The sequence below is a fragment of the Pseudolysinimonas sp. genome, assembly GCF_051954455.1.
GTDB lineage: Bacteria > Actinomycetota > Actinomycetes > Actinomycetales > Microbacteriaceae > Pseudolysinimonas.
Genome location: NZ_JBQCHS010000011.1, coordinates 46,432 through 66,016 on the forward strand (window position 1 = coordinate 46,432; position 19,585 = coordinate 66,016).

The 19,585-nt window shown below is 73.0% G+C and carries 16 protein-coding genes and 1 pseudogene; 15 read left to right on the forward strand and 2 right to left on the reverse strand.

Annotated elements, in window-relative coordinates:
* Window position 1 precedes the first annotated feature (1 nt).
* The 5 genes from ACTHM3_RS03635 (at window position 2) to ACTHM3_RS03655 (ending at window position 7,833) form a co-directional block, all read left to right on the forward strand.
* Window positions 2-970 (forward strand): hypothetical protein, encoded by a 969-nt coding sequence (locus ACTHM3_RS03635; RefSeq protein WP_440404727.1) that lies wholly within the window; start codon window positions 2-4, stop codon window positions 968-970.
* 140 nt (window positions 971-1,110) lie between these two features.
* Window positions 1,111-1,764, forward strand: a complete 654-nt coding sequence (locus tag ACTHM3_RS03640; RefSeq protein WP_440404728.1) for a 50S ribosomal protein L25/general stress protein Ctc — start codon at window positions 1,111-1,113, stop codon at window positions 1,762-1,764.
* Between the two features lie 24 nt (window positions 1,765-1,788).
* Entirely contained in the window at window positions 1,789-2,373 is a 585-nt protein-coding gene (pth, locus tag ACTHM3_RS03645; RefSeq protein WP_440404729.1) for an aminoacyl-tRNA hydrolase, read from the forward strand.
* A 418-nt stretch (window positions 2,374-2,791) separates the two neighbouring features.
* Window positions 2,792-6,373 carry a transcription-repair coupling factor gene (mfd, locus tag ACTHM3_RS03650; RefSeq protein ID WP_440404730.1) on the forward strand — a complete coding sequence of 1,194 codons (3,582 nt, stop codon included), beginning with the start codon at window positions 2,792-2,794 and terminating at the stop codon, window positions 6,371-6,373.
* A gap of 47 nt (window positions 6,374-6,420) precedes the next feature.
* Window positions 6,421-7,833 (forward strand): FUSC family protein, encoded by a 1,413-nt coding sequence (locus ACTHM3_RS03655; protein WP_440404731.1) that lies wholly within the window; start codon window positions 6,421-6,423, stop codon window positions 7,831-7,833.
* 57 nt (window positions 7,834-7,890) lie between these two features.
* Here ACTHM3_RS03655 and ACTHM3_RS03660 read toward each other — a convergent pair whose 3' ends face one another.
* Window positions 7,891-8,634, reverse strand: coding sequence for a CPBP family intramembrane glutamic endopeptidase (locus ACTHM3_RS03660; RefSeq protein WP_440404732.1), 744 nt, complete (start codon window positions 8,632-8,634; stop codon window positions 7,891-7,893).
* 96 nt (window positions 8,635-8,730) lie between these two features.
* On the opposite strand from ACTHM3_RS03660, the gene ACTHM3_RS03665 reads away from it, so the two are divergent.
* A complete protein-coding gene (locus tag ACTHM3_RS03665) occupies window positions 8,731-10,167 on the forward strand; it encodes an MDR family MFS transporter (RefSeq protein WP_440404733.1) in 1,437 nt (478 codons plus the stop codon).
* 3 nt (window positions 10,168-10,170) lie between these two features.
* On the opposite strand, the pseudogene ACTHM3_RS03670 reads toward ACTHM3_RS03665, so the two are convergent.
* A pseudogene (locus ACTHM3_RS03670) lies at window positions 10,171-10,929 on the reverse strand (SDR family NAD(P)-dependent oxidoreductase).
* A 17-nt stretch (window positions 10,930-10,946) separates the two neighbouring features.
* Here ACTHM3_RS03670 and ACTHM3_RS03675 point away from each other — a divergent pair.
* The 9 genes from ACTHM3_RS03675 to ACTHM3_RS03715 all read left to right on the forward strand — a co-directional run bounded on the left by ACTHM3_RS03675 (window position 10,947) and on the right by ACTHM3_RS03715 (window position 19,585).
* On the forward strand, window positions 10,947-11,528 hold the full coding sequence (locus ACTHM3_RS03675; RefSeq protein ID WP_440404734.1) for a TetR/AcrR family transcriptional regulator: 582 nt from the start codon (window positions 10,947-10,949) through the stop codon (window positions 11,526-11,528).
* Window positions 11,529-11,537: 9 nt separating this feature from the next.
* Window positions 11,538-12,182, forward strand: coding sequence for a MazG family protein (locus tag ACTHM3_RS03680; RefSeq protein ID WP_440404735.1), 645 nt, complete (start codon window positions 11,538-11,540; stop codon window positions 12,180-12,182).
* Between the two features lie 189 nt (window positions 12,183-12,371).
* Window positions 12,372-13,628, forward strand: a complete 1,257-nt coding sequence (locus ACTHM3_RS03685) for a histidine--tRNA ligase (RefSeq protein ID WP_440404785.1) — start codon at window positions 12,372-12,374, stop codon at window positions 13,626-13,628.
* Window positions 13,629-13,960: 332 nt separating this feature from the next.
* Window positions 13,961-15,241: a phosphopyruvate hydratase gene (gene eno, locus ACTHM3_RS03690; RefSeq protein ID WP_440404736.1), complete on the forward strand. Its 1,281-nt coding sequence runs from the start codon at window positions 13,961-13,963 to the stop codon at window positions 15,239-15,241.
* Between the two features lie 181 nt (window positions 15,242-15,422).
* On the forward strand, window positions 15,423-15,887 hold the full coding sequence (locus ACTHM3_RS03695) for an FtsB family cell division protein (protein ID WP_440404786.1): 465 nt from the start codon (window positions 15,423-15,425) through the stop codon (window positions 15,885-15,887).
* Window positions 15,888-15,894: 7 nt separating this feature from the next.
* Window positions 15,895-16,428 carry a DUF501 domain-containing protein gene (locus ACTHM3_RS03700; protein ID WP_440404737.1) on the forward strand — a complete coding sequence of 178 codons (534 nt, stop codon included), beginning with the start codon at window positions 15,895-15,897 and terminating at the stop codon, window positions 16,426-16,428.
* On the forward strand, window positions 16,425-17,687 hold the full coding sequence (locus ACTHM3_RS03705; protein ID WP_440404738.1) for a S8 family serine peptidase: 1,263 nt from the start codon (window positions 16,425-16,427) through the stop codon (window positions 17,685-17,687). Before ACTHM3_RS03700 ends, ACTHM3_RS03705 begins: the two co-directional genes overlap by 4 nt.
* 41 nt (window positions 17,688-17,728) lie before the next feature.
* Complete coding sequence (locus ACTHM3_RS03710) at window positions 17,729-19,057, forward strand: NAD(P)/FAD-dependent oxidoreductase (RefSeq protein ID WP_440404739.1); 1,329 nt, start codon at window positions 17,729-17,731, stop codon at window positions 19,055-19,057.
* 66 nt (window positions 19,058-19,123) lie between these two features.
* Window positions 19,124-19,585 carry a GyrI-like domain-containing protein gene (locus tag ACTHM3_RS03715; protein WP_440404740.1) on the forward strand — a complete coding sequence of 154 codons (462 nt, stop codon included), beginning with the start codon at window positions 19,124-19,126 and terminating at the stop codon, window positions 19,583-19,585.

Below are 19,585 nucleotides of genomic sequence, written 5' to 3' on the forward strand. Positions count from 1 at the left end.
CATGCGGGCCGTCCTCAGCCTGATCGTCGCCATCGTCACGACCGTGGTGGGGGAGTCGCTGCTCTGGGGTGCCGGAACGGCGCTGACCCGCGGCGCCCTCGAGGCGGGTGGGCTCGACCAGCGCGCCGCGCTGTCGGCCTCGATCGCCGTGGTCGGGATCGTGCTCGTCGCGCTCGCGATGCTGACGGCCGGATGGTCGTCGCTCGGCGTGATCGTCGTCGGCGCGATCCACCTCGTCGCGGGCGCCGCGGCGCTCCTGGTGTCGCCGGCGATCTATTACGCCGTGCTCCGGCCCCTTCACCAGGCGAACCAGAGCGTGGCGACCGGGGTCGACTACGCGGCCGCCACCGGCATGCTGCTCCTGACCGGCGTCGTCATGTTCGTGGGCGGGATCGCGCTCGCCGCCCGGAAGGCGCGCTCCGGCGTCGCGGGCCGGGTGGTCTCGGTGATCCTCGCGTTCGTGCTGGGCGTGGGGCTGCTGCCGGTGCTCGCGATCGGCGGATCCCGTGTCGTCCAGGCGGTCCTCCTGCGGCTGAGCGCCGTGGTCGAGCTGTTCGGCGCGCTGCTGGTGCTCGCCGCCGCCGTCCTCCTCGTCATCGTCGTCGCGACCGTGCGCTGGTCGTCGCTCGGCGCGCTCGTCCTCGGGATCGTGCTCGCGGCCGCCGGGTTCGGAGCGCTGTTCGTGCCGCCGGCGCTCGCACCGGTCTCCGCCCTCGATGCGCAGGTGGGGCGGGGCGCCGGGTACCTCGTCGGGACGGGCCAGCTCGCGCTGCTCGGCATGCTCCTCCTCGCGACCGCGATCGCAGGGCTCGTCCGGGGTGCCCAGCGGCGACGCCTCGAGCCCGAGCCCGAGGTCGAGGAGTCGATCGGCTACCAGCGGGAGACCCCGCTCCGGACGATGGACGAGATCTTCCCGCGCACGACGTCGGTGTACGACCCGCCCGCGCCGCCTCCCTCCGACCGCGTGTAGACTCGCTCACCGAACTTCGGCGAGGGATGCGGGGCATCCGTGATCGACGCGGTGGGCGGCTCTTCCGGTCTGACAGGCCTTCGGAGATGGTCCGGCGTTCGCAGTGCCGACACTCCAGATAGAGAAGGAACCAGACAGCCATGGCTGACGACAACACCCTGAGCGCCGAGCTCCGTACGCAGTTCGGCAAGGGCGCGGCCCGCAAGATCCGCGCCGCCGGCAAGATCCCTGCGGTCATCTACGGCCACGGCACCGAGCCCCAGCACGTGACCCTGCCGGGCCACGAGGTGAGCCTCATCATCCGCAAGGCGAACGCGGTGCTCGACCTCGACATCGCCGGCAAGAGCCAGCTCGCGCTCGTCAAGGACGTGCAGAAGGACCCGGTGCACCAGGTCATCGAGCACCTCGACCTCATCGTCGTCCGCCGCGGCGAGAAGGTCGTCGTCGACGTGCCGGTGCACGTCGAGGGCGAGTCGTTCTCGGGCACGATCGTGGTGCAGGACGCGACGACCGTCTCGCTCGAGGTCGAGGCCACGCACATCCCGGAGCGCGTCGTCGTGAACGTCGAGGGTGCCGAGGAGGGCACCCACGTCGCCGCGAGCGACCTCGAGCTGCCGCAGGGCGCGACGCTCCAGAGCGAGCCGGAGCTGCTCATCCTCACCGTCACCACCCCGGCCGCGCCGACCGACGACGACCTCGCCGCCGACGAGGCCGCTGCGGAGGCCGGGGCCGAGGCCGGCGAGTCGGGCGAGGCCGAGGCGTCGGGCGACGCCGCCGAGGAGTCCGCGGAGTAGTCCGCGGCCCCCGCACTGCCCGCGATGGCGGACGATCTCTGGCTCGTGGTCGGGCTCGGCAACCCCGGGCCCGGCTACGCCGGCCACCGTCACAACGTCGCGCAGATGGCGCTCGACGAGCTCGCCTCCCGCATCGGGGCGACCTTCAAGCGCCACAAGACGAACGCCGCCGTCGCCGAGGGGCGCATCGCCCCCGGCGGCGCGCGGCTCGTGCTCGCCAAGCCCGCGACCTTCATGAACACCTCGGGCGGCCCGGTCGCGCAGCTCGTGCGCTTCTACTCGCTCGCGGCCGATCGGGTGGTCGTGCTCCACGACGAGCTCGACATCCCCTTCGACACGATCAAGCTCAAGGTCGGCGGCGGCCACGGCGGCCACAACGGCCTCCGCGACATCGCGTCCGCGCTCGGCACCCCCGACTTCGCCCGCGTGCGGATCGGGATCGGGCGCCCGCCGGGCCGGCAGGATCCGGCCGACTTCGTGCTGTCGCCCTTCAGCAAGCAGGAGCGCGAGGTGCTGCCGTCGGTCCTGTCCGACGCCGCGGACGCGACCGAGCTCCTCATCACCGACGGTCTCGTCGCCGCGCAGCAGCGCTTCCACAGCCCCGCCTGAGCGGGTCCTCCTCGGCGCTCGCGCCGCCCTCCCGCATCCGGCCCCCTCGTCGCCGTCCTCCTCGTCGCAGTCCAGGACAAATGACGGAGATCGTGGGCCTCGGCAAGGGCCTGCTCCCGAGATCGCGGGGATCGTGACGTCGCATTCGATCCCGTTTCCGTCATTTGTCCCTCAGACGGTGAGATCGATGCCCGCCCGTGCACATTCGTCCCTCAACGCCAGGGGGAGGGACGGATGACGGAGACTCGGGCGTTCGGCAGCGCTGTGACGCGGGATCACGGCGTTCCCGACGTCCATGCCGATCGGATCTCCGTCATTCGTCACAGCCTGCGCCGAGGAGGGCCGGCCGGGGCGGTGTTCGCGGCGCCGGAGCGGCCGCGCGCAGCGGGCGTCGGAGGGCATCCGTAAACTCGAACGAGTGGCACTCGGGCAGATGATCACGGCGCTGGAGCGCGCCCACGTGCTGGATGCGGCCCTCGCGGCCGCCGATCGCGATGCGGATCTCTCGCTCGTCGAGGGCCTGCGCGTGCCGGTCCTCGCGGCGATGCTGCAGAAGCGCGGTCCCGCGTCGGCGCTCCTCGCGGTCACCGCGACGAGCCGCGAGGCGCAGGCCGTCCGCGATGCGCTGCACTGCTACGCGCCCGAGGCGACGGTGCTCGAGCTCCCGGCGTGGGAGACGCTCCCGCACGAGCGGCTGTCGCCGAGCGCGGAGACCGTCGGGCGGCGCCTCCACGCGCTGCGGGCGGCCCGGCTCTGGGACCGCTCGGCGCCCTTCGTGCTCGTCGCGAGCGTCCGCTCCGCGCTGCAGCCGCTCGCTCCCGGCCTCGCCGAGCTGGAACCGATCGTGCTCGAGCAGGGCGGCCGCGGCTACGACCTGGCCGCGCTCGCCGAGCGGCTCGTCGACGCCGCGTACGCGCGGGTCGACCTCGTCACCCGTCGCGGCGAGTTCGCGGTGCGCGGCGGCATCCTCGACGTCTTCCCGCCGGCGGCCGAGCACCCGCTCCGCGCCGAGTTCTTCGGCGACGAGCTCGAGCAGCTGCGCGCCTTCTCCGTCGCCGACCAGCGCTCGCTGCCGGAGGCGACCGGAGCCGGAGCGGCCGGCCGCGCCGAGCTCGGCCCCGCGCGCGAGCTGCTGCTCACCCCGTCGGTCCGGCAGCGCGCCGCGGAGATGGCGCACGAGTTCCCGACCCTGCAGCAGATGCTCGCGAAGATCGCCGAGGGCATCCCGGTCGAGGGGATGGAGTCGCTCGCGCCCGCCCTGCTCGACCGGCTCGTGCCGCTCACCGACTACCTGCCCGCCGAGGCGGCCGTCGCGATCCTCGGGCCGGAGCGCGTCGCGACCCGCGCGCTCAGCCTGGCCGAGACGAACAAGGAGTTCCTCGAAGCAGCTTGGAGCGCGGCGACCGCGGGCGCGCAGGCGCCGATCGACCTGAACGCCGGCGACTTCCTCAGCGTCTCCGGGCTCCGCCGGGCCGCGGGTGAGCGACCATGGTGGACGCTCAGCCCGTTCGACGCCGGGGACGACGACGGCATCCGGATCGAGGCGGAGCCGGTGCCCGCCTTCGCCGGTCGCTCCGAGGGCGCCGCCGACCACGTCGCCGAGCTGCTCCGCGAGGGGTGGACCGTCGCCGTCGCGACCGGCGGCACCGGCCTCGTCGAGCGCGCGGCCGACGTGCTCGCCGGACGCGAGGCGGCCGGGCGTCCGGTGGACGCGCTCCCCGCCGACCCGGAGGCGGGCGTCGCCTACCTGCTGAAGGGGGCGCTCGAGGCCGGATTCGAGGTCCCCGCCGCGAAGCTCGCCGTGCTGAGCGAGGCCGAGTTCTACGGCCGCGCGGCGGGCATCGACTCCCGTCAGGTGAAGAAGCTCGCGAGCCGGCGGAAGAACGTCGTCGACCCGCTCGCCCTGAAGCCGGGCGACATCGTCGTGCACCAGACCCACGGCATCGGGCGCTTCGTCGAGCTCGTGAAGCGCGAGGTCGCGTCGGGCGAGCGCACCGCGCGCGGCCCGCTCGGCACGAGCGTCACCTCGGCCAAGGTCGAGCGCGAGTACCTCGTGCTCGAGTACGCGCCCTCCAAGCGCGGCATGCCCGGCGACCGGCTCTACGTGCCGATGGACCAGCTCGACCTGCTCTCGCGCTACGTCGGCGGCGAGGCGCCCGCGCTCAGCAAGATGGGCGGATCCGACTGGGCCGCCGCGAAGGGACGCGCCCGCAAGGCGGTGCGCGACATCGCGGTGGAGCTCGTCAAGCTCTACTCGGCGCGCATGGCGAGCCAGGGCTACGCGTTCGGCAAGGACACCCCGTGGCAGCGCGAGCTCGAGGAGGCGTTCCCGTTCGTCGAGACGCCCGACCAGATGCAGACGATCGACGACGTCAAGGCCGACATGGAGCGGCCCATCCCGATGGACCGTCTCATCTCCGGGGACGTCGGCTACGGCAAGACCGAGATCGCGGTCCGCGCCGCGTTCAAGGCGGTGCAGGACGGCAAACAGGTCGCGCTGCTGGTGCCGACAACGCTGCTCGTGCGCCAGCACATGGAGACCTTCGCGGAGCGATTCGCCGGGTTCCCGGTGCACCTGCGGGCGCTCAGCCGGTTCCAGTCGGACAAGGAGTCGAAAGAGACGATCGCAGGCCTTGCGACCGGCGAGGTCGACGTCGTCATCGGCACGCACCGGCTGCTCGGCGACCAGATCCGCTTCAAGGACCTCGGGCTCGTCATCATCGACGAGGAGCAGCGCTTCGGCGTCGAGCACAAGGACGCGCTGAAGAAGCTGAAGACCAACGTCGACATCCTCGCGATGTCGGCGACGCCGATCCCGCGCACCCTCGAGATGGCGGTGACCGGCATCCGCGAGATGTCGACGCTCGCGACGCCGCCGGAGGACCGGCACCCGATCCTCACCTACGTCGGCGCCTACAACGAGAAGACCGTCGCGGCGGCGATCCGGCGCGAGCTGCTGCGCGAGGGCCAGGTGTTCTTCGTGCACAACCGCGTCTCGTCGATCAACCGGGTCGCGGCGCAGCTCGCGGAGCTCGTTCCGGAGGCGCGCATCGCGGTCGCGCACGGCAAGCTCAGCGAGAGCCAGCTCGAGCAGGTCATCGTCGACTTCTGGGAGCGGCGGTTCGACGTGCTCGTGACGACGACGATCATCGAGACCGGCATCGACATCGCGAACGCGAACACCCTCATCATCGACCGCGCCGACAAGTACGGGCTCAGCCAGCTCCACCAGATCCGCGGGCGCGTGGGCCGTGGGCGCGAGCGCGCCTACGCGTACTTCCTCTACGACGACGACAAGCCGCTCACCGAGACCGCGCAGGACCGGCTCGAGACCCTCGCCGCGAACAACGAGCTCGGCGGCGGCATGCAGATCGCCCTCAAGGATCTCGAGATCCGCGGCGCGGGCAACCTGCTCGGCGGCGAGCAGTCCGGGCACATCGCCGGGGTCGGGTTCGACCTCTACCTGCGGATGATCGGTGAGGCGGTGTCGGCGTTCCGCGGCGACGTCGCGGAGGGCCAGACCGAGCTGCGGCTCGAGCTGCCCGTCGACGCGCACCTGCCGGAGGACTACATCGAGTCGGAGCGGTTGCGGCTCGAGGCCTACCAGAAGCTGTCGACGGCGGCCGCGCCGGCCAGCTCCGACGACGCGCTCGACGCGGTCGTGGAGGAGCTGACCGACCGCTACGGCGAGCCGCCCGAGCAGGTCGCGAACCTCGTGGCGGTGTCGCGGCTGCGGCGCCGGGCGCAGAAGTCGTCGCTCTCGGACGTCGTCGCCATGGGCGGGAACCTGCGCATCGCCCCGGCCGAGCTGCCCGACTCCCTGCAGGTGCGCCTCCAGCGCCTCTACCCGGGCGCCCGGCTGTTCGCGCAGGCGAAGGCGCTGAGCGTGCCGCTGCCGAAGGACGCCGACGACGCGGCGCTCGTCGCCTGGGTCGGCGAGCTCCTCGACGCGATCTTCCCGATCGCGGCGCCCGCGCCCGCCCCCGAGCGGGTCGAGTAGCCGCGCAGCGGCGTATCGAGACCCACACCGCCCCCGGACCCGCGACCGTGCGCACCTGGCTGACGACGAACGCCCGCCGCCTCCGCCTCGCCGGGGGCACCGCCGTCGTCACGATCCTGGCGATCGTGCTGACCCTCGCGACGACGGTGCCGCTCGTGCCCGAGCTCGGCCCCGCGGTCCTCGGCGCCATGCTCTGCATCACGCTCTCCCGCAGCCAGCTCGAGAGGGACGCGCGCGGGCGCATCGAGGCGGGCATCGCGCTCCCGGTCATCGGCCTCGCGGCGGCGGGCATCGGATTCCTGCTCCTGCACCTGCCGGTCGTCGGCGCCCTCGTCTACGTGCTCGGCATGACGCTCTCGGTCTGGCTGCGCCGGTTCGGCGCGGTGCCGCGGCGGATCGGGTCGCTGCTCGTGCTGCCGTTCGTCGCCCTGCTGGTGGCGCCCGCCCCGATCCCGCAGCATCCGACGGGGCCTCTCGCCGCGGTCGCCTGGCTCGTCCCGCCGGTCGTCGCCCTCATCGCGTTCGCCTGGGTGACGCTGCTGCAGCTCGGCGCCCGCGCGATCCGGCTGCTGCCGCCGCGCAAGCGGGCGTGGGAGCGCCCGGATCCTGCTCCCCGTCCCGCCGCCGATGCCGCCCGCCGGTCGCCCCGCCTCACCGCGACCGACCGGCTCGCCGCGCAGATGGCGCTGTCGCTCGGGCTGGCGTTCGTCATCGGCTTCGTGTTCTTCGGCGATCGCTGGGCGTGGATCGTGCTGACGGTCGTCGTCGTGACCGTCGGCAACGCCGGCCGGGCCGACGTGCTGTGGAAGGGGCTCCAGCGGGTGGGCGGGGCGGCCGTCGGCACGCTCCTCGCGCTCGTGCCGGTCGCGCGGCTCGGCGCCCCCAGCGCCGGCGCGGTCGCACTGCTCGTCGCGATCGTCTTCCTCGCCGTGCTGCTGCGCGAGTTCGGCTACGTCTGGTGGGCGCTCTTCTTCACGCTCGCGCTGTCGATCGTGCAGGGATTCGAGGGCGGCCCCGGCGGCGGGGATGGCGGGTTCCTGCTCGGCGAGCGGCTCGAGGAGATCCTGCTCGGCTCCGTCGTGGCGCTCCTCATCGCGTGGGTCGTGCTGCCGGTGCGGTCGGAGGGCACGATCCGGCGGCGGCTCGGGGCGGTGCTCGCGGCGCTGCAGGAGCGGATGGCGACCCAGGACGACGAGACCGCGCACGCGCTCCGCGGTGCGCTCGCCGACCTCGCGAAGGTGTCGCGCCCGTACGAGGCGTGGCACCGGGTGTTCCGCCGGGCGCGGCGCCCGCGCGCGGCGCAGTGGATCGCGACGACCCGCGCGTGCGTCGACCTGGGTCGCGACGGCGCCGATCCCGAGGCGCGGAAGCTGCTCGGCGAAGCCCGCCGTGCGCTCCGCGATCCCGATGCGCTGCAGCCCGCGCTCGACGCCCTGCGCGCCCGCCTGCGGGTCGAGTAGCCGCGAGGCGGCGTATCGAGACCCTCCGCTGCGAGGCTTCGATCCGCGTCGGCGGCGCTATCCGACCCGCTGCCTCGCCGTGCCGAGCGCCAGCGGGATCACCACGAGCGAGCGCAGGTCGATCAGCGCGTGCACGACGATCGGCACCCAGATCCACCCCGTGAGCACGTAGAGCGCCGAGAGCACCAGGCCGAGCAGCGTCGCGAACAGCACCCCGGTCCAGCGCTGATAGAGGTGCAGCACTCCGAAGACCACCGTGGCCGCGAGAAACGCGATGGGCCCGTCGCCCACGATCCCGAAGATCAGCGCGGGCATCGCGAGGCGGAAGAGGGTCTCCTCGAACACCCCGGCCGAGACGCCGAGGCCCACGCCGTACGGCAGCTCGGCGCGGTTGCGGGGCAGGAGCGCCTGCACGTCGCCGATCGCCGGGATCTCGTCGACCTTCCCCCGGAGCAGGAGGGCCGGGAGCAGGAGCGCGGCCACGAACGCGACGGCAGCCCCGGCGGCGACCCCCGCGCCGACCCCGCCGGCCAACACGTCGCGCGCCGTCGCGACAGGCCCCCACGCCTGGGTGTCGACGAGCACCCGCCCGAGCAGCGGCCACGTCGCCAGGAGCAGCACCGCCGAGATCCCGCCCATGATCACGACCGACTCGATGAGCCACCGCCGGTAGACCCGCTGTCGCGCGCGTGTCGCGGTCAGCCGCTGGAACCGGCGCCACGAGCGGCGCTCGCGGGTGACCGCCCGGCACAGCAGGAAGGCCAGCACCAGCACGAGCAGGGCGACGAACGCGAGGCGCATCCGCCCATCCTCGCAAGCCGCCGAGGTGGGACGGGAATGCCCGGATTCGCGCGCGGCTTTGGTTCAGGGGATCGTTAGTCCGTCGAAGGGAATCGGATGCCACGGAGCGAGGTCGGACTGCGGTCGGAGCGAGGGCCGATCCTGCTCGGCGCGATGGTGTCGACGGCGCTCATCGCGATCGACTCGACGATCCTGGCGACCGCGGTCCCGTCGATCGTCGACGACCTCGGCGGCGCGACGCAGTTCCCGTGGTTGTTCTCGGTCTACCTGCTCGCGCAGGCCGTGCTCGTGCCGGTCTACGCGAAGCTCGCCGACATGATCGGGCGCAAGCCGATCATGATCATCGGCATCGTGCTGTTCCTGGTCGGCTCGATCCTCTGCGGGGTCGCCTGGAGCATGACCGCGCTCATCGTGTTCCGCGCGATCCAGGGGCTCGGCGCCGGTGCCGTCCAGCCGATGTCGATGACGATCATCGGCGATATCTACTCGGTGGAGGAGCGCGCCCGGGTCCAGGGGTACGTCGCGAGCATGTGGGGCATGGCGTCGGTCGTCGGGCCGGCGCTCGGCGGCCTGTTCTCGCAGTTCCTCAGCTGGCGGTGGATCTTCTTCGTCAACGTGCCGCTGTGCGTGCTCGCGATGGTGCTCATCTTCCGCGGCTACCACGAGAGCGTGACCCGCACCCGGCACCGCATCGACGTGCCCGGCGCCGTGCTCCTCACGGTCGGGTCGACCGCGATCATCCTCGGCCTCCTGGAGGGCGGCGAGGGCTGGGCATGGAACTCGCCGCTCAGCGTCGGCGTCTTCGCCGTCGGCGTCCTCGCGATCGCCGGCTTCGTGCTCGTCGAGCGGCGGGCGGCGGAGCCGGTGCTGCCGCTGCCCATGTTCCGCCGACGCGTCGTGATGACGGCCGCGCTCATCGGATTCGGGGTGAGCGCCGCGACGATCGGGCTCAGTTCGTTCGTGCCGACCTACCTCGAGCGGACGCTCCACACCCCGCCGCTCGTCTCCGGTCTCGCAGTGGCCGCGCTCACCCTCGGCTGGCCGATGGCCGCCGCGCTCTCGGGCCGGATCTACCTGCGATACGGGTTCCGCGCGACCGCGATCGTCGGGCTCACCATCTCCACGGTCGGCGCGGTCGCGCTCGCCGCGTTCGGCATGACGCCGTCGATCGCGGCGGTGGCCGTCACGGCCTTCATCGTCGGATGGGGGTTCGGCTGGTCGGTCGCGCCGTCGCTCGTCGCGGCGCAGTCGAGCGTCGAGTGGAACGAGCGCGGCGTCGTGACCGGCGTCCAGTCGTTCGGGCGGACCATCGGCAGCGCCGTCGGTGCGGCCGTGCTCGGCGCGATCGCGAACGGGGTCATCCAGTCGACCGGGCTGGGGGAGAAGAACCCGGTCGCGGTCACGCTGTCGTCGACGTGGGTGTTCGCCGTCGTCGCCGCCGTGATCCTCGTGACGATCGGCGCGGCGCTCGCCATGCCCCGGGTCGCGCCGCCGCAGCGCGACCCGGTGACCGGCGAGGTGCAGACCGTCTGACGGCTACCGCGCCGCGTAGCCGCCGCCGTCGACGAGGTGATAGCTGCCGGTGACGAAGGTCGCCGCGTCGGACGCGAGGAACGCGACGAGGCCCGCCACCTCCTCCGGGGTGCCGAGCCGGCCGAGCGCGTGCTGCGCGGCGAGCGCGTCCTTCTGGCTCTGGTCGAGGTTCGCGTCGAGGAGCGGCGTCGCGATGTAGCCGGGGCCGACCGCGGTCACGCGCACCTTGCGGTCGGCGTACTCGAGGGCGGCGTTCTGCGTCAGCCCGAGCAGGCCGTGCTTCGCCGTCACATAGGCGGACGAGAGCGGTGTGCCGACTCAGCCGAGCACCGACGCCATGTTGACGATCGATCCGCCGCCGTTCGCGGCGATCGCCGGCAGCTGCGCGCGCAGGCCGTAGAAGACCGCGGTGAGGTTCACGTCGATGACGCGGTTCCAGCCGTCGATCGGATACTCGCCGATCTCGGCCGCGGGGCCGCCGATGCCGGCGTTGTTGACCGCGATACGGAGCGGCGCGAGTGCGTTCGCGGCCTCGACGGCGGCCTGCGCGACGTCCGGGTCGGACGCGTCGCCCGTGAACGGCTCGGCGGCGCCCCCGGCCGCCCGGATCTCCTCGACGACCGCCGCGGCGCTGTCCTCGCGGAGGTCGTGGACGAGCACCGTGGCGCCGCTGGCGGCGAGGGTGAGGGCGACGGCCCGGCCGATGCCGGGGCCTCCTCCGGTGACGATGGCGGATCGGTCGGCGACGTCGTAGCTGGCCACGGTGATGCCTCTCTGTCGTGACGGTTCAACAGCGGGCCGAGCGCACCCGCCGTCGGATGTTCAACGCCGTGCTCGCGCTCGCGGGAGAGCGCGAGATCGCCGCGGTCTCCGTGACCGACGTCGCCGCGCTCGCCGGCGTGCACCGCACGACCTTCTACGAGCACGCCGCGTCGCCCGTCGATCTGCTGCGGGCCGCGCTCGCCGCGGAGCTCGATCCGCTCCGCGCCCGCCTCGACGGTGCCACCGCGGCCGACGCGGCGGAGAGGATGCGGTCGGTCACCCTCGGCGTCCTCGATCACCTGGACCGCCGCGAGGCCGTGTACCGGCGGCTCGACGACGCCGCGGGATCGGCGGTGCAGGCGTTCCTCGGTGCGCACTTCCAGGCGTCGGCACGCCTGCTCGTCGACCTCGGCGCGGTGACCGTGCCGACGGCGCCCGGCGTCCCGGTGGAGCTCGGACGGACGATGGCGCTCCGCTACGTCGCCGACGGCCACGTGGGGGCGCTCGCCGTGTGGCTCGGCACCCCGGCGCCGCGCGACCGCGACGCCGTGCTGCGCACCCTCGCGCTCGTCCTGCCCGCCTGGTGGCCGACCGCCTAGCCTGGCGGCATGACCGAGCCGGCGCCGCATCCCCAGCTGGACGAGCTGATCGCGACCCTGGAGCGGCTGCGGGCTCCCGGCGGCTGCGCCTGGGATCGCGCCCAGACCCACGAGTCGCTCGTCCGGTACCTCGTCGAGGAGAGCGCGGAGCTCGTCGAGGCCATCGAGTCCGGCACGCGCGAGGAGCGCATCGAGGAGCTCGGCGACGTGCTGTACCAGGTGCTCTTCCACGCCGACATCGCGGCGGAGGCGGGGGAGTACACGATCGAGGACGTCGCGGCGCACATGACCGCGAAGATGGTCGGCCGGCATCCGCACGTGTTCGGCGACGCGGTTGCGGACACCCCGGACGAGGTCGCCGTGAACTGGGAGGCGATCAAGGCGGTCGAGAAGGCCGACCGCACCTCGGTGCTCGACGGGATCCCGCCCGGGATGCCCGCCCTCGCGCTCGCCGAGAAGGTGGTCGGGCGCGCCGCGAAGGTCGGCGTCGTGCCGGGGGCGGCTGCGGTCCCGGCATCCGAGGAGGAGCTGGGCGCGCAGCTGCTCGCGATCGTGACCGGCGCGCGCGACGCGGGCCTCGATCCCGAGCGCGCGCTCCGCTCCGCCATCCGCGCCCTCCGCGCCGACGTGCACGCGGCCGAGCGCCGCCCCTGACCCACCCCACCCACCCGGCGCCACCCCCCACCTCGCACCTCTTCCATGGTCGAGCGGTCATCCCCGCACGGTCTCGGGGCCTCCGCACCCTGCCGGTGTGACCGCTCGATCGGCGCACCGGAGGGAGGACACGGCGTGGCGGCCTGAGAGACTGGGACCGTGGCGAACGCAGTGAACCCTCCCCGCGGCATGCGCGACTTCCTCCCCGCGGAGAAGGCGCACCGCGAGCGGCTTCTGGCGCTCATCCGCGCGAGCTATCGGGCCCACGGCTTCGACGAGATCGAGACCCCGGTCGCGGAGGACAGCGACCGCCTGCACGCCGGGCTCGGGGGCGACAACGAGAAGCTCGCATTCGGCATCCAGAAGCGCGGACTCACGCACGACGATCTGCAGGCCGCCCGCGAGCCCCTCGACCTCGTCGACCTCGGTCTCCGCTTCGACCTCACCGTGCCGCTCGCGCGCTTCTACGCGAGTCACCGCGCCGAGCTGCCGACGGTCTTCCGCAGCATCCAGCTCGCTCCGGTCTGGCGCGCCGAGCGCCCGCAGAAGGGCCGCTACCGCCAGTTCGTGCAGTGCGACATCGACATCATCGGCGAGCCGACGAATCGCGCGGAGGCCGAGCTGCTGATCGCGAGCCTCGACACGGTCGACCGGCTGGGGCTCGAGGGCGCGTTCGTGCGCATCAACGACCGGCGCCTCCTGATCGGGATGCTGGAGACCCTCGGCTTCCCGGCGACGGAGCACGAGCGCGCGCTCATCACGATCGACAAGCTCGACAAGGTCGGCGAGGACGGTGTGATCGAGGAGCTCCGCGAGGCCGGCTTCACAGCCTCGGCCATCGATGCGCTCGACGCGTTCTTCCGGCGCCCGCAGACGATGGAGTTCCTGACCTTCGGCGAGCGCGCGATCCGCAAGGCCCTCCCCGAGGGAGCCGACGACGCGGTCGTGCGCGAGCTCGCCGAGATCGGCGAGGCCGTCATGCAGGCGCGAGGCGCCGACCCGCTGAATGCGCTGCTGCGTTTCGACCCGTTCCTCGTGCGCGGCATGGGGTACTACACGGGGCCGATCTTCGAGCTCGCGCACCCCTCGGTGCCGTACTCGCTCGGCGGCGGCGGGCGCTACGACGGCATGATCGGCCGCTTCCTCGGCACCGACGTGCCGGCGACCGGGTTCTCGCTCGGCTTCGAGCGGCTCGTGGACCTGCTGGAGCGCTCCGCCGGCTCCGAGGACCGCGCGGTCGCCCTCCTCCACGACCGCGACGTCGCCACGGCCGACCTGCTCTCGCTCAAGGCGCGGCTCGTCGCCGAGGGCGCGCGCGTGCGCCTCGTCGCGCGACCCAAGAACGTCAAGCCCGCCCTCGACGTGCTCGCGGCCGACGGCTTCACCCACTTCGCGTTCGTGACGGCCGCGGCCCCCGACTCCGTCGACCTCCGCCCCCTCGGCTGAATCCCGCCCGGCCGGGCGTGCACTCCCGCCGGCCGTCACCCCGGGAATCGTGTCGAAAGTTCAGGGGACGTCGGTCGAGCCACTGTCGCGCCGTTCGGGGCGCGCCGCCGCCACCTGAACTTTCGACAGGCGGGGCAGGCGGGCGGGGGGCGGGGCAGGCGCGGGCGGGCGGGCACCGGCGGGGACAGGCGGGCACGGGCAGAGGGCGGGCGGGGGCAGGTCAGGGACAGGCGGGGACGCGAGCGGACCGGAGGTGCGCACGCATCCCGGAGGCGGCGAGCGTCGGTAGGCTCGACAGCGCCACCACCACAACTCTTCGAAGGAGTACCTTCATGTCCGGAATCGAAGCCGTCGGCGCCCGCGAGATCCTCGACTCCCGCGGCAACCCGACCGTCGAGGTCGAGGTCCTCCTCGAGGACGGCACGGTCTCCCGCGCCGCCGTCCCGTCGGGCGCGTCCACCGGCGCCTTCGAGGCGTACGAGCTGCGCGACGGCGACAAGAGCCGCTACCTCGGCAAGGGCGTCGAGAAGGCCGTCGACGCCGTCCTCGACGTGCTCGGCCCCGCCATCGAGGGCTTCGAGGCGAGCGACCAGCGCCTGGTCGACGCCGAGCTGATCGCCGCCGACGGCACCGATAACAAGTCGAAGCTCGGCGCGAACGCGATCCTCGGCGTGAGCCTCGCGGTCGCGAAGGCCGCGGCCGACTCCGCCGACCTGCCGCTGTTCCGCTACCTCGGCGGGCCCAACGCGCACACTCTGCCGGTGCCGATGATGAACATCATCAACGGCGGCGCGCACGCCGACAACGGACTCGACGCGCAGGAGATCATGATCCTGCCGATCGGCGCTCCGACCTTCCGCGAGGGCCTGCGCTGGGGCGCGGAGGTCTACCACGCGCTCAAGGCGGAGCTCCACGCCAAGGGCCTCAGCACCGGCCTCGGCGACGAGGGCGGCTTCGCGCCCGAGATCGACAACGCCCGCGCCGCGCTCGACTTCATCGTCGCCTCGATCGAGATGGCCGGCTACACCGTCGGAGAGCAGATCGCGCTCGGCATGGACGTCGCCTCCACCGAGTTCTTCCACGACGGCGTCTACCGCTACGAGGGCAAGGACCTCTCGGCGGCCGACATGGCGGCGTACTACGACCAGCTGGTGGCCGACTACCCGATCATCACGATCGAGGACGCGCTCGCCGAGGACGACTGGGACGCCTGGGCGGCCCTCACCGCCGACCTCGGCCAGAAGGTGCAGCTCGTGGGCGACGACCTGTTCGTCACCAACCCGAGCCGCCTGCAGACCGGCCTCGACAAGCACGTCGCCAACTCCATCCTCGTGAAGGTCAACCAGATCGGCACGCTGACCGAGACCCTGGATGCCGTGAGCCTCGCCCAGCGCCACGGCTACACCGCGGTCCTGTCGCACCGCTCCGGCGAGACCGAGGACACGACGATCGCCGACCTCGCCGTCGCGACCGACGCGGGTCAGATCAAGACCGGCGCCCCGGCCCGCTCGGAGCGCGTCGCGAAGTACAACCAGCTGCTGCGCATCGAGGAGGAGCTCGGCGACGCCGCGGTCTACGCCGGCCGCTCCGCCTTCCCGCGCTTCCGCGGCTGACGCGGGTCGAGTAGCCGCGAAGCGGCGTATCGAGACCTCCCCGAGTGGCGGGGGATCTCGATACGTCGCCTTCGGCGACTACTCGATCCGCCTTCCCGCGCTTCCAGGGTCAGCCGCTTACCCTGGACCCATGGCCCGGGCACCCCGCGCGCGAACGCGCACGCAGAAAGTCCCCGTGGCGATGCCCGAGGAGTCGCGCCCGGCCGCGTGGCTGCGCGGATTCCGCCTCTCCGGGTTCGCGCTCTCCAGCCTCCTGCTGATCGTCGCGGCGCTCGTCGTGCTCGCCCCGAACCTCAAGACACTCGTCGAGCAGCGCCAGCAGATCGCGCAGCTGCAGGCGCAGGTCGCCCACGAGCGGCAGAGCGTGAAGGACCTGACCGGCCAGGTCGACCGCTGGAAGGACCCGGCCTACGTCGAGGCCCAGGCGCGCACGCAGCTCTACTACGTGATGCCGGGCGACGTGAGCTACTTCGTCGTCGGCGCCCCGACCACCCCCACGACCTCCGACAAGCTGCCGGTGAGCGACAAGATCCAGTCGGCCGACGTCGACTGGCTGCACTCGCTCCTGCAATCGACGTTCACGGCCGGCCTCACCACCGCGACCCCGCAGCAGCTCGACACCGTCGCCGGCCCGACCCAGAAGTGACCCGCGCATGACGACGCCCCCGTTCGCGCCGCCGACCGCCGCCGAGGTCGCGGTCGTCTCCGCCCAGCTCGGCCGGCCCGCGCGCGGCGTCGTCGGGATCGCGGCGCGCTGCGCGTGCGGCAACCCGGTGGTGGTCGCGACCGCGCCGCGGCTCGACGACGGCACCCCGTTCCCGACGCTGTACTACCTGACCCATCCCGCCGCGACGGCCGCGATCTCGACCCTCGAGGCGACCGGCGTCATGGCGGAGCTCACCGCCGAGCTCGCGGATCCCGAGGTCGCCGCCGCCTACCGCGCCGCGCACGAGCGCTACCTCGCCGACCGCGAGAGCATCGCAGTCGTCGACGAGATCGCCGGTTTCTCGGCCGGCGGGATGCCGGATCGGGTCAAGTGCCTGCACGCGCTCGCCGGGCACGCGCTCGCGGCCGGCCCGGGCGTCAACCCGATCGGCGACCGCGCGCTCGAGCTCGCGACCTGGTCGGTCTCCCGCTGCCAGTGCGCGGACCCGGCGGCCGCGGTCCGCGAGGATCCCGCGTCGTGAGACGCCTCGTCGTCGCGGGCGCGGTGGTCCTGCTGCTCCTCGCGCCCGGGGTCGCCGCCGCGGCGCCCGTGCACGCGGTACCCGCAGCGCCGACGGCCCGCACCGATCTCGTGCGCTCGAAGGAGTACTGGCTCGACTCCTACGGCATCCGCTCCGCCTGGGCGACGACCCAGGGCCAGGGCGTCACGGTCGCGGTGATCGACACCGGGATCGACGGCACCGTGCCGGAGCTGCGCGGCGCCGTGACGGACGGCACCGACTTCTCGGGGCTCGGCTCGCGCAACGGCCAGACCCCCGTCGGGTCGGGCGAGGGAGCCGATCACGGCACCATGGTCGCGTCGCTCCTCGCCGGGCGCGGCACCGGCTCCGGCAACGGCGTCATCGGCGTCGCGCCGCAGGCCTCCCTGCTCTCGATCTCGATCGGCTTCGGCGACCAGGCGCCGAACTCCGACGACCAGATCGCGAGCGCGGTCACCTGGGCCGTCGACCACGGCGCCAAGGTCATCAACATGTCGCTCACGCGCAACACGCTCACCTGGCCGCCGAGCTGGGATCGCGCGTTCCAGTACGCGATGGACCACGACGTCGTCGTCGTCGCGGCCGCGGGCAACCGCGGCAGCGGGACGGAGGAGGTCGGCGCCCCGGCCACCATGCCGGGCGTGCTGACGGTCGCCGGCGTCGACGCGAGCGGCAACGCCAGCCAGGACGCGTCGAGTCAGGGCGTCACGATCGGCGTCTCGGCGCCGAGCGTCGACCTGGTCGGCGTCGTGCCGGGCGGCGGGTACGTGCTGTGGGACGGCACCTCGGGCGCGGCGCCGATCGTGGCCGGGGTGGTGGCCCTGGTGCGCGCGGCGCACCCCGACCTCGACGCCGACAACGTGATCCAGCGGATCATCGCGACCGCGCGCGACCGCGGCGCCCCCGGCGACGACCCGATCTACGGCTACGGACTGCTCGACGCGAAGGCGGCGGTGACCGCCGACGTGCCGCCGGTCACGACCAACCCGCTCGGAAGTCTCGCCGACTGGGTGAAGCTCCACCGGCAGGCCACGGCGTCGCCGGCGCCGCAGGCCGGCCCGCAGCGGACGGCGGCCGCGCCCGCTCCCGGGATGCGCGATCCGGTGGGCGTGCTGCTGCCGAGCCTGACGACCCTGCGCCTCGTCGGGATTCCCGCGCTCATCGTGCTTCTCGTGCTGTTCACCGCGGGCGGCCTCGTCGTCGGGATCGTGCGGTATTTCGCGGGTCGGAGCAGCCGCTAGGCTCGAAAGCGACTTTTTCCCCAGCGAGGAGCCTCTTCACCGTGCGCAAGATCCTGATCGTCGGCGGCGGGTACGCCGGGTTCTACACCGCCTGGAAGCTCGAGAAGCGGCTCCGCCGCGGCGAGGCCCAGGTCACCATGGTCGACCCCCTGCCGTACCTGACCTACCAGCCGTTCCTCCCGGAGGTCGCGGCCGGCTCCGTCGAGCCGCGCCACGCGGTGGTGGCTCACCGCCGCCACCTCAAGACCACCCGCGTCGTCACCGCGCGCGTCACCAAGATCGACCACGCGTCGAAGACGGCCGAGCTCACCCCGGCCGACGGCGCGCCGTGGACCGAGGAGTACGACACCATCGTCGTGACGGCCGGCTCGGTCTCGCGCACCTTCCCGATCCCGGGCGTCGCCGACGAGGCGATCGGCCTCAAGTCGATCGAGGAGGCCATGGCCATCCGCGACCGGCTGACCGGCAACTTCGCGAAGGCGTCGAGCATGGAGCCCGGCCCGGAGCGCGACCGCCTGCTGACCGTCGTGGTCGTCGGCGGAGGCTTCGCCGGCATCGAGCTCTTCGGCGAGCTGCGCAGCTTCGCGAGCGCCCTCGTCGGGCAGTACCCCGAGATCTCGATGGACGACACCCACTTCCACCTCATCGAGGCGATGGGCCGGATCATGCCGGAGGTCTCGCTGAAGACCGCGGAGAACGTGGTCAAGCAGTTCGCCCAGCGCGGCGCCGAGATCCACCTCAACACGCAGCTGCAGAGCGCGGTCGGCGGCAAGATCGAGCTCTCGACCGGCGAGGCGTTCGAGTCGGACCTCATCATCTGGACCGCGGGCGTCATGGCCACCCCGAACATGCGCAACAGCGACCTCCCGCTCGACGAGCGCGGCCGGGTCACCGTGCGCGCGGATCTGCGGGTCAAGAACGCGGACGACGAGATCGTCGAGGACGCGTGGGGCGCGGGCGACGTGTGCGCGGTCCCGGACCTCACGGGCGGCGGCGTCGGCGGCTTCTGCGTGCCGAACGCGCAGCACGCGGTCCGTCAGGCGAAGCGCCTCGCGAAGAACCTGGTGGGCGTCATCCGCGGCGAGGAGCCGGCGGACTACTACCACAAGAACCTCGGCGCGGTCGCGGGCCTCGGGCTCTACGAGGGCGCGTTCCAGAGCGGCAAGATCGGGTTCACCGGCTTCATCGCCTGGTTCATGCACCGCGGGTACCACGGCCTCGCGATCCCGACCTTCGAGCGCAAGAACCGCGTCATCGGCAACTGGTTCCTGAACTTCTTCAACAGCCGCGACCTGGTCGGCATCCCGGCCCGCGACACCCCGGCCGCGTACTTCCAGGAGTTCGCGTCCCGCCCGAAGCCGCAGGCGTAGCGCGCCCTCCGGCGCGCGGGTCCAAGGTCCCTCGCGGGGCCGGGCCCGCGCCGTTAGCGTGCCGCCATGGGCGACGACAGCGCGGCGGAGGAGTTCGAGCACTCGCGGGAGCTCGTGGCCGGCGTGCGCGAGCCGGTCCCGGCGGCGGAGCTGGCCTCCTTCTTCGGCCGGGCGATCGCGGAGGTCGGAGTCCGGATCCCGCACGAGCTGATCGTCGGCCCCGTCGTCGCGGTCTACCACCGCGACACGGGCGACTCGTTCGACGTGACCGTCGGGTTCCCGGTGGCGCGCGACCCCGGGGTGTCGGGCTTCGAGCTGGTCGAGCTGCCGGCGGGCCGCGCGGTGCGGATCATCCATCACGGCGACTACGGGGCCCTGCACGACGTGTACCTGGCGCTCGAGGCCGCCCTCCACGATCGCGGGGCCGTCCGGTCGATCAGCTGGGAGCGCTATCCGATCGGCCCGGAGGACAATCCCGACCCGGCGGCGTGGGTCACGGAGGTCGTGGCGCCCGTCGTCACCGCGTGA

Coding starts and splice junctions, on each gene's coding strand:
- ACTHM3_RS03680 (WP_440404735.1), top strand. CDS start 11,538: ATGACCGAGCCGGCGCCGCATCCCCAGCTGGACGAGCTGATCGCGACC.
- ACTHM3_RS03695 (WP_440404786.1), top strand. CDS start 15,423: ATGCCCGAGGAGTCGCGCCCGGCCGCGTGGCTGCGCGGATTCCGCCTC.
- eno (WP_440404736.1), top strand. CDS start 13,961: ATGTCCGGAATCGAAGCCGTCGGCGCCCGCGAGATCCTCGACTCCCGC.
- ACTHM3_RS03665 (WP_440404733.1), top strand. CDS start 8,731: ATGCCACGGAGCGAGGTCGGACTGCGGTCGGAGCGAGGGCCGATCCTG.
- ACTHM3_RS03660 (WP_440404732.1), bottom strand. CDS start 8,634: ATGCGCCTCGCGTTCGTCGCCCTGCTCGTGCTGGTGCTGGCCTTCCTG.
- ACTHM3_RS03685 (WP_440404785.1), top strand. CDS start 12,372: ATGCGCGACTTCCTCCCCGCGGAGAAGGCGCACCGCGAGCGGCTTCTG.
- pth (WP_440404729.1), top strand. CDS start 1,789: ATGGCGGACGATCTCTGGCTCGTGGTCGGGCTCGGCAACCCCGGGCCC.
- ACTHM3_RS03700 (WP_440404737.1), top strand. CDS start 15,895: ATGACGACGCCCCCGTTCGCGCCGCCGACCGCCGCCGAGGTCGCGGTC.
- ACTHM3_RS03635 (WP_440404727.1), top strand. CDS start 2: ATGCGGGCCGTCCTCAGCCTGATCGTCGCCATCGTCACGACCGTGGTG.
- ACTHM3_RS03715 (WP_440404740.1), top strand. CDS start 19,124: ATGGGCGACGACAGCGCGGCGGAGGAGTTCGAGCACTCGCGGGAGCTC.
- ACTHM3_RS03640 (WP_440404728.1), top strand. CDS start 1,111: ATGGCTGACGACAACACCCTGAGCGCCGAGCTCCGTACGCAGTTCGGC.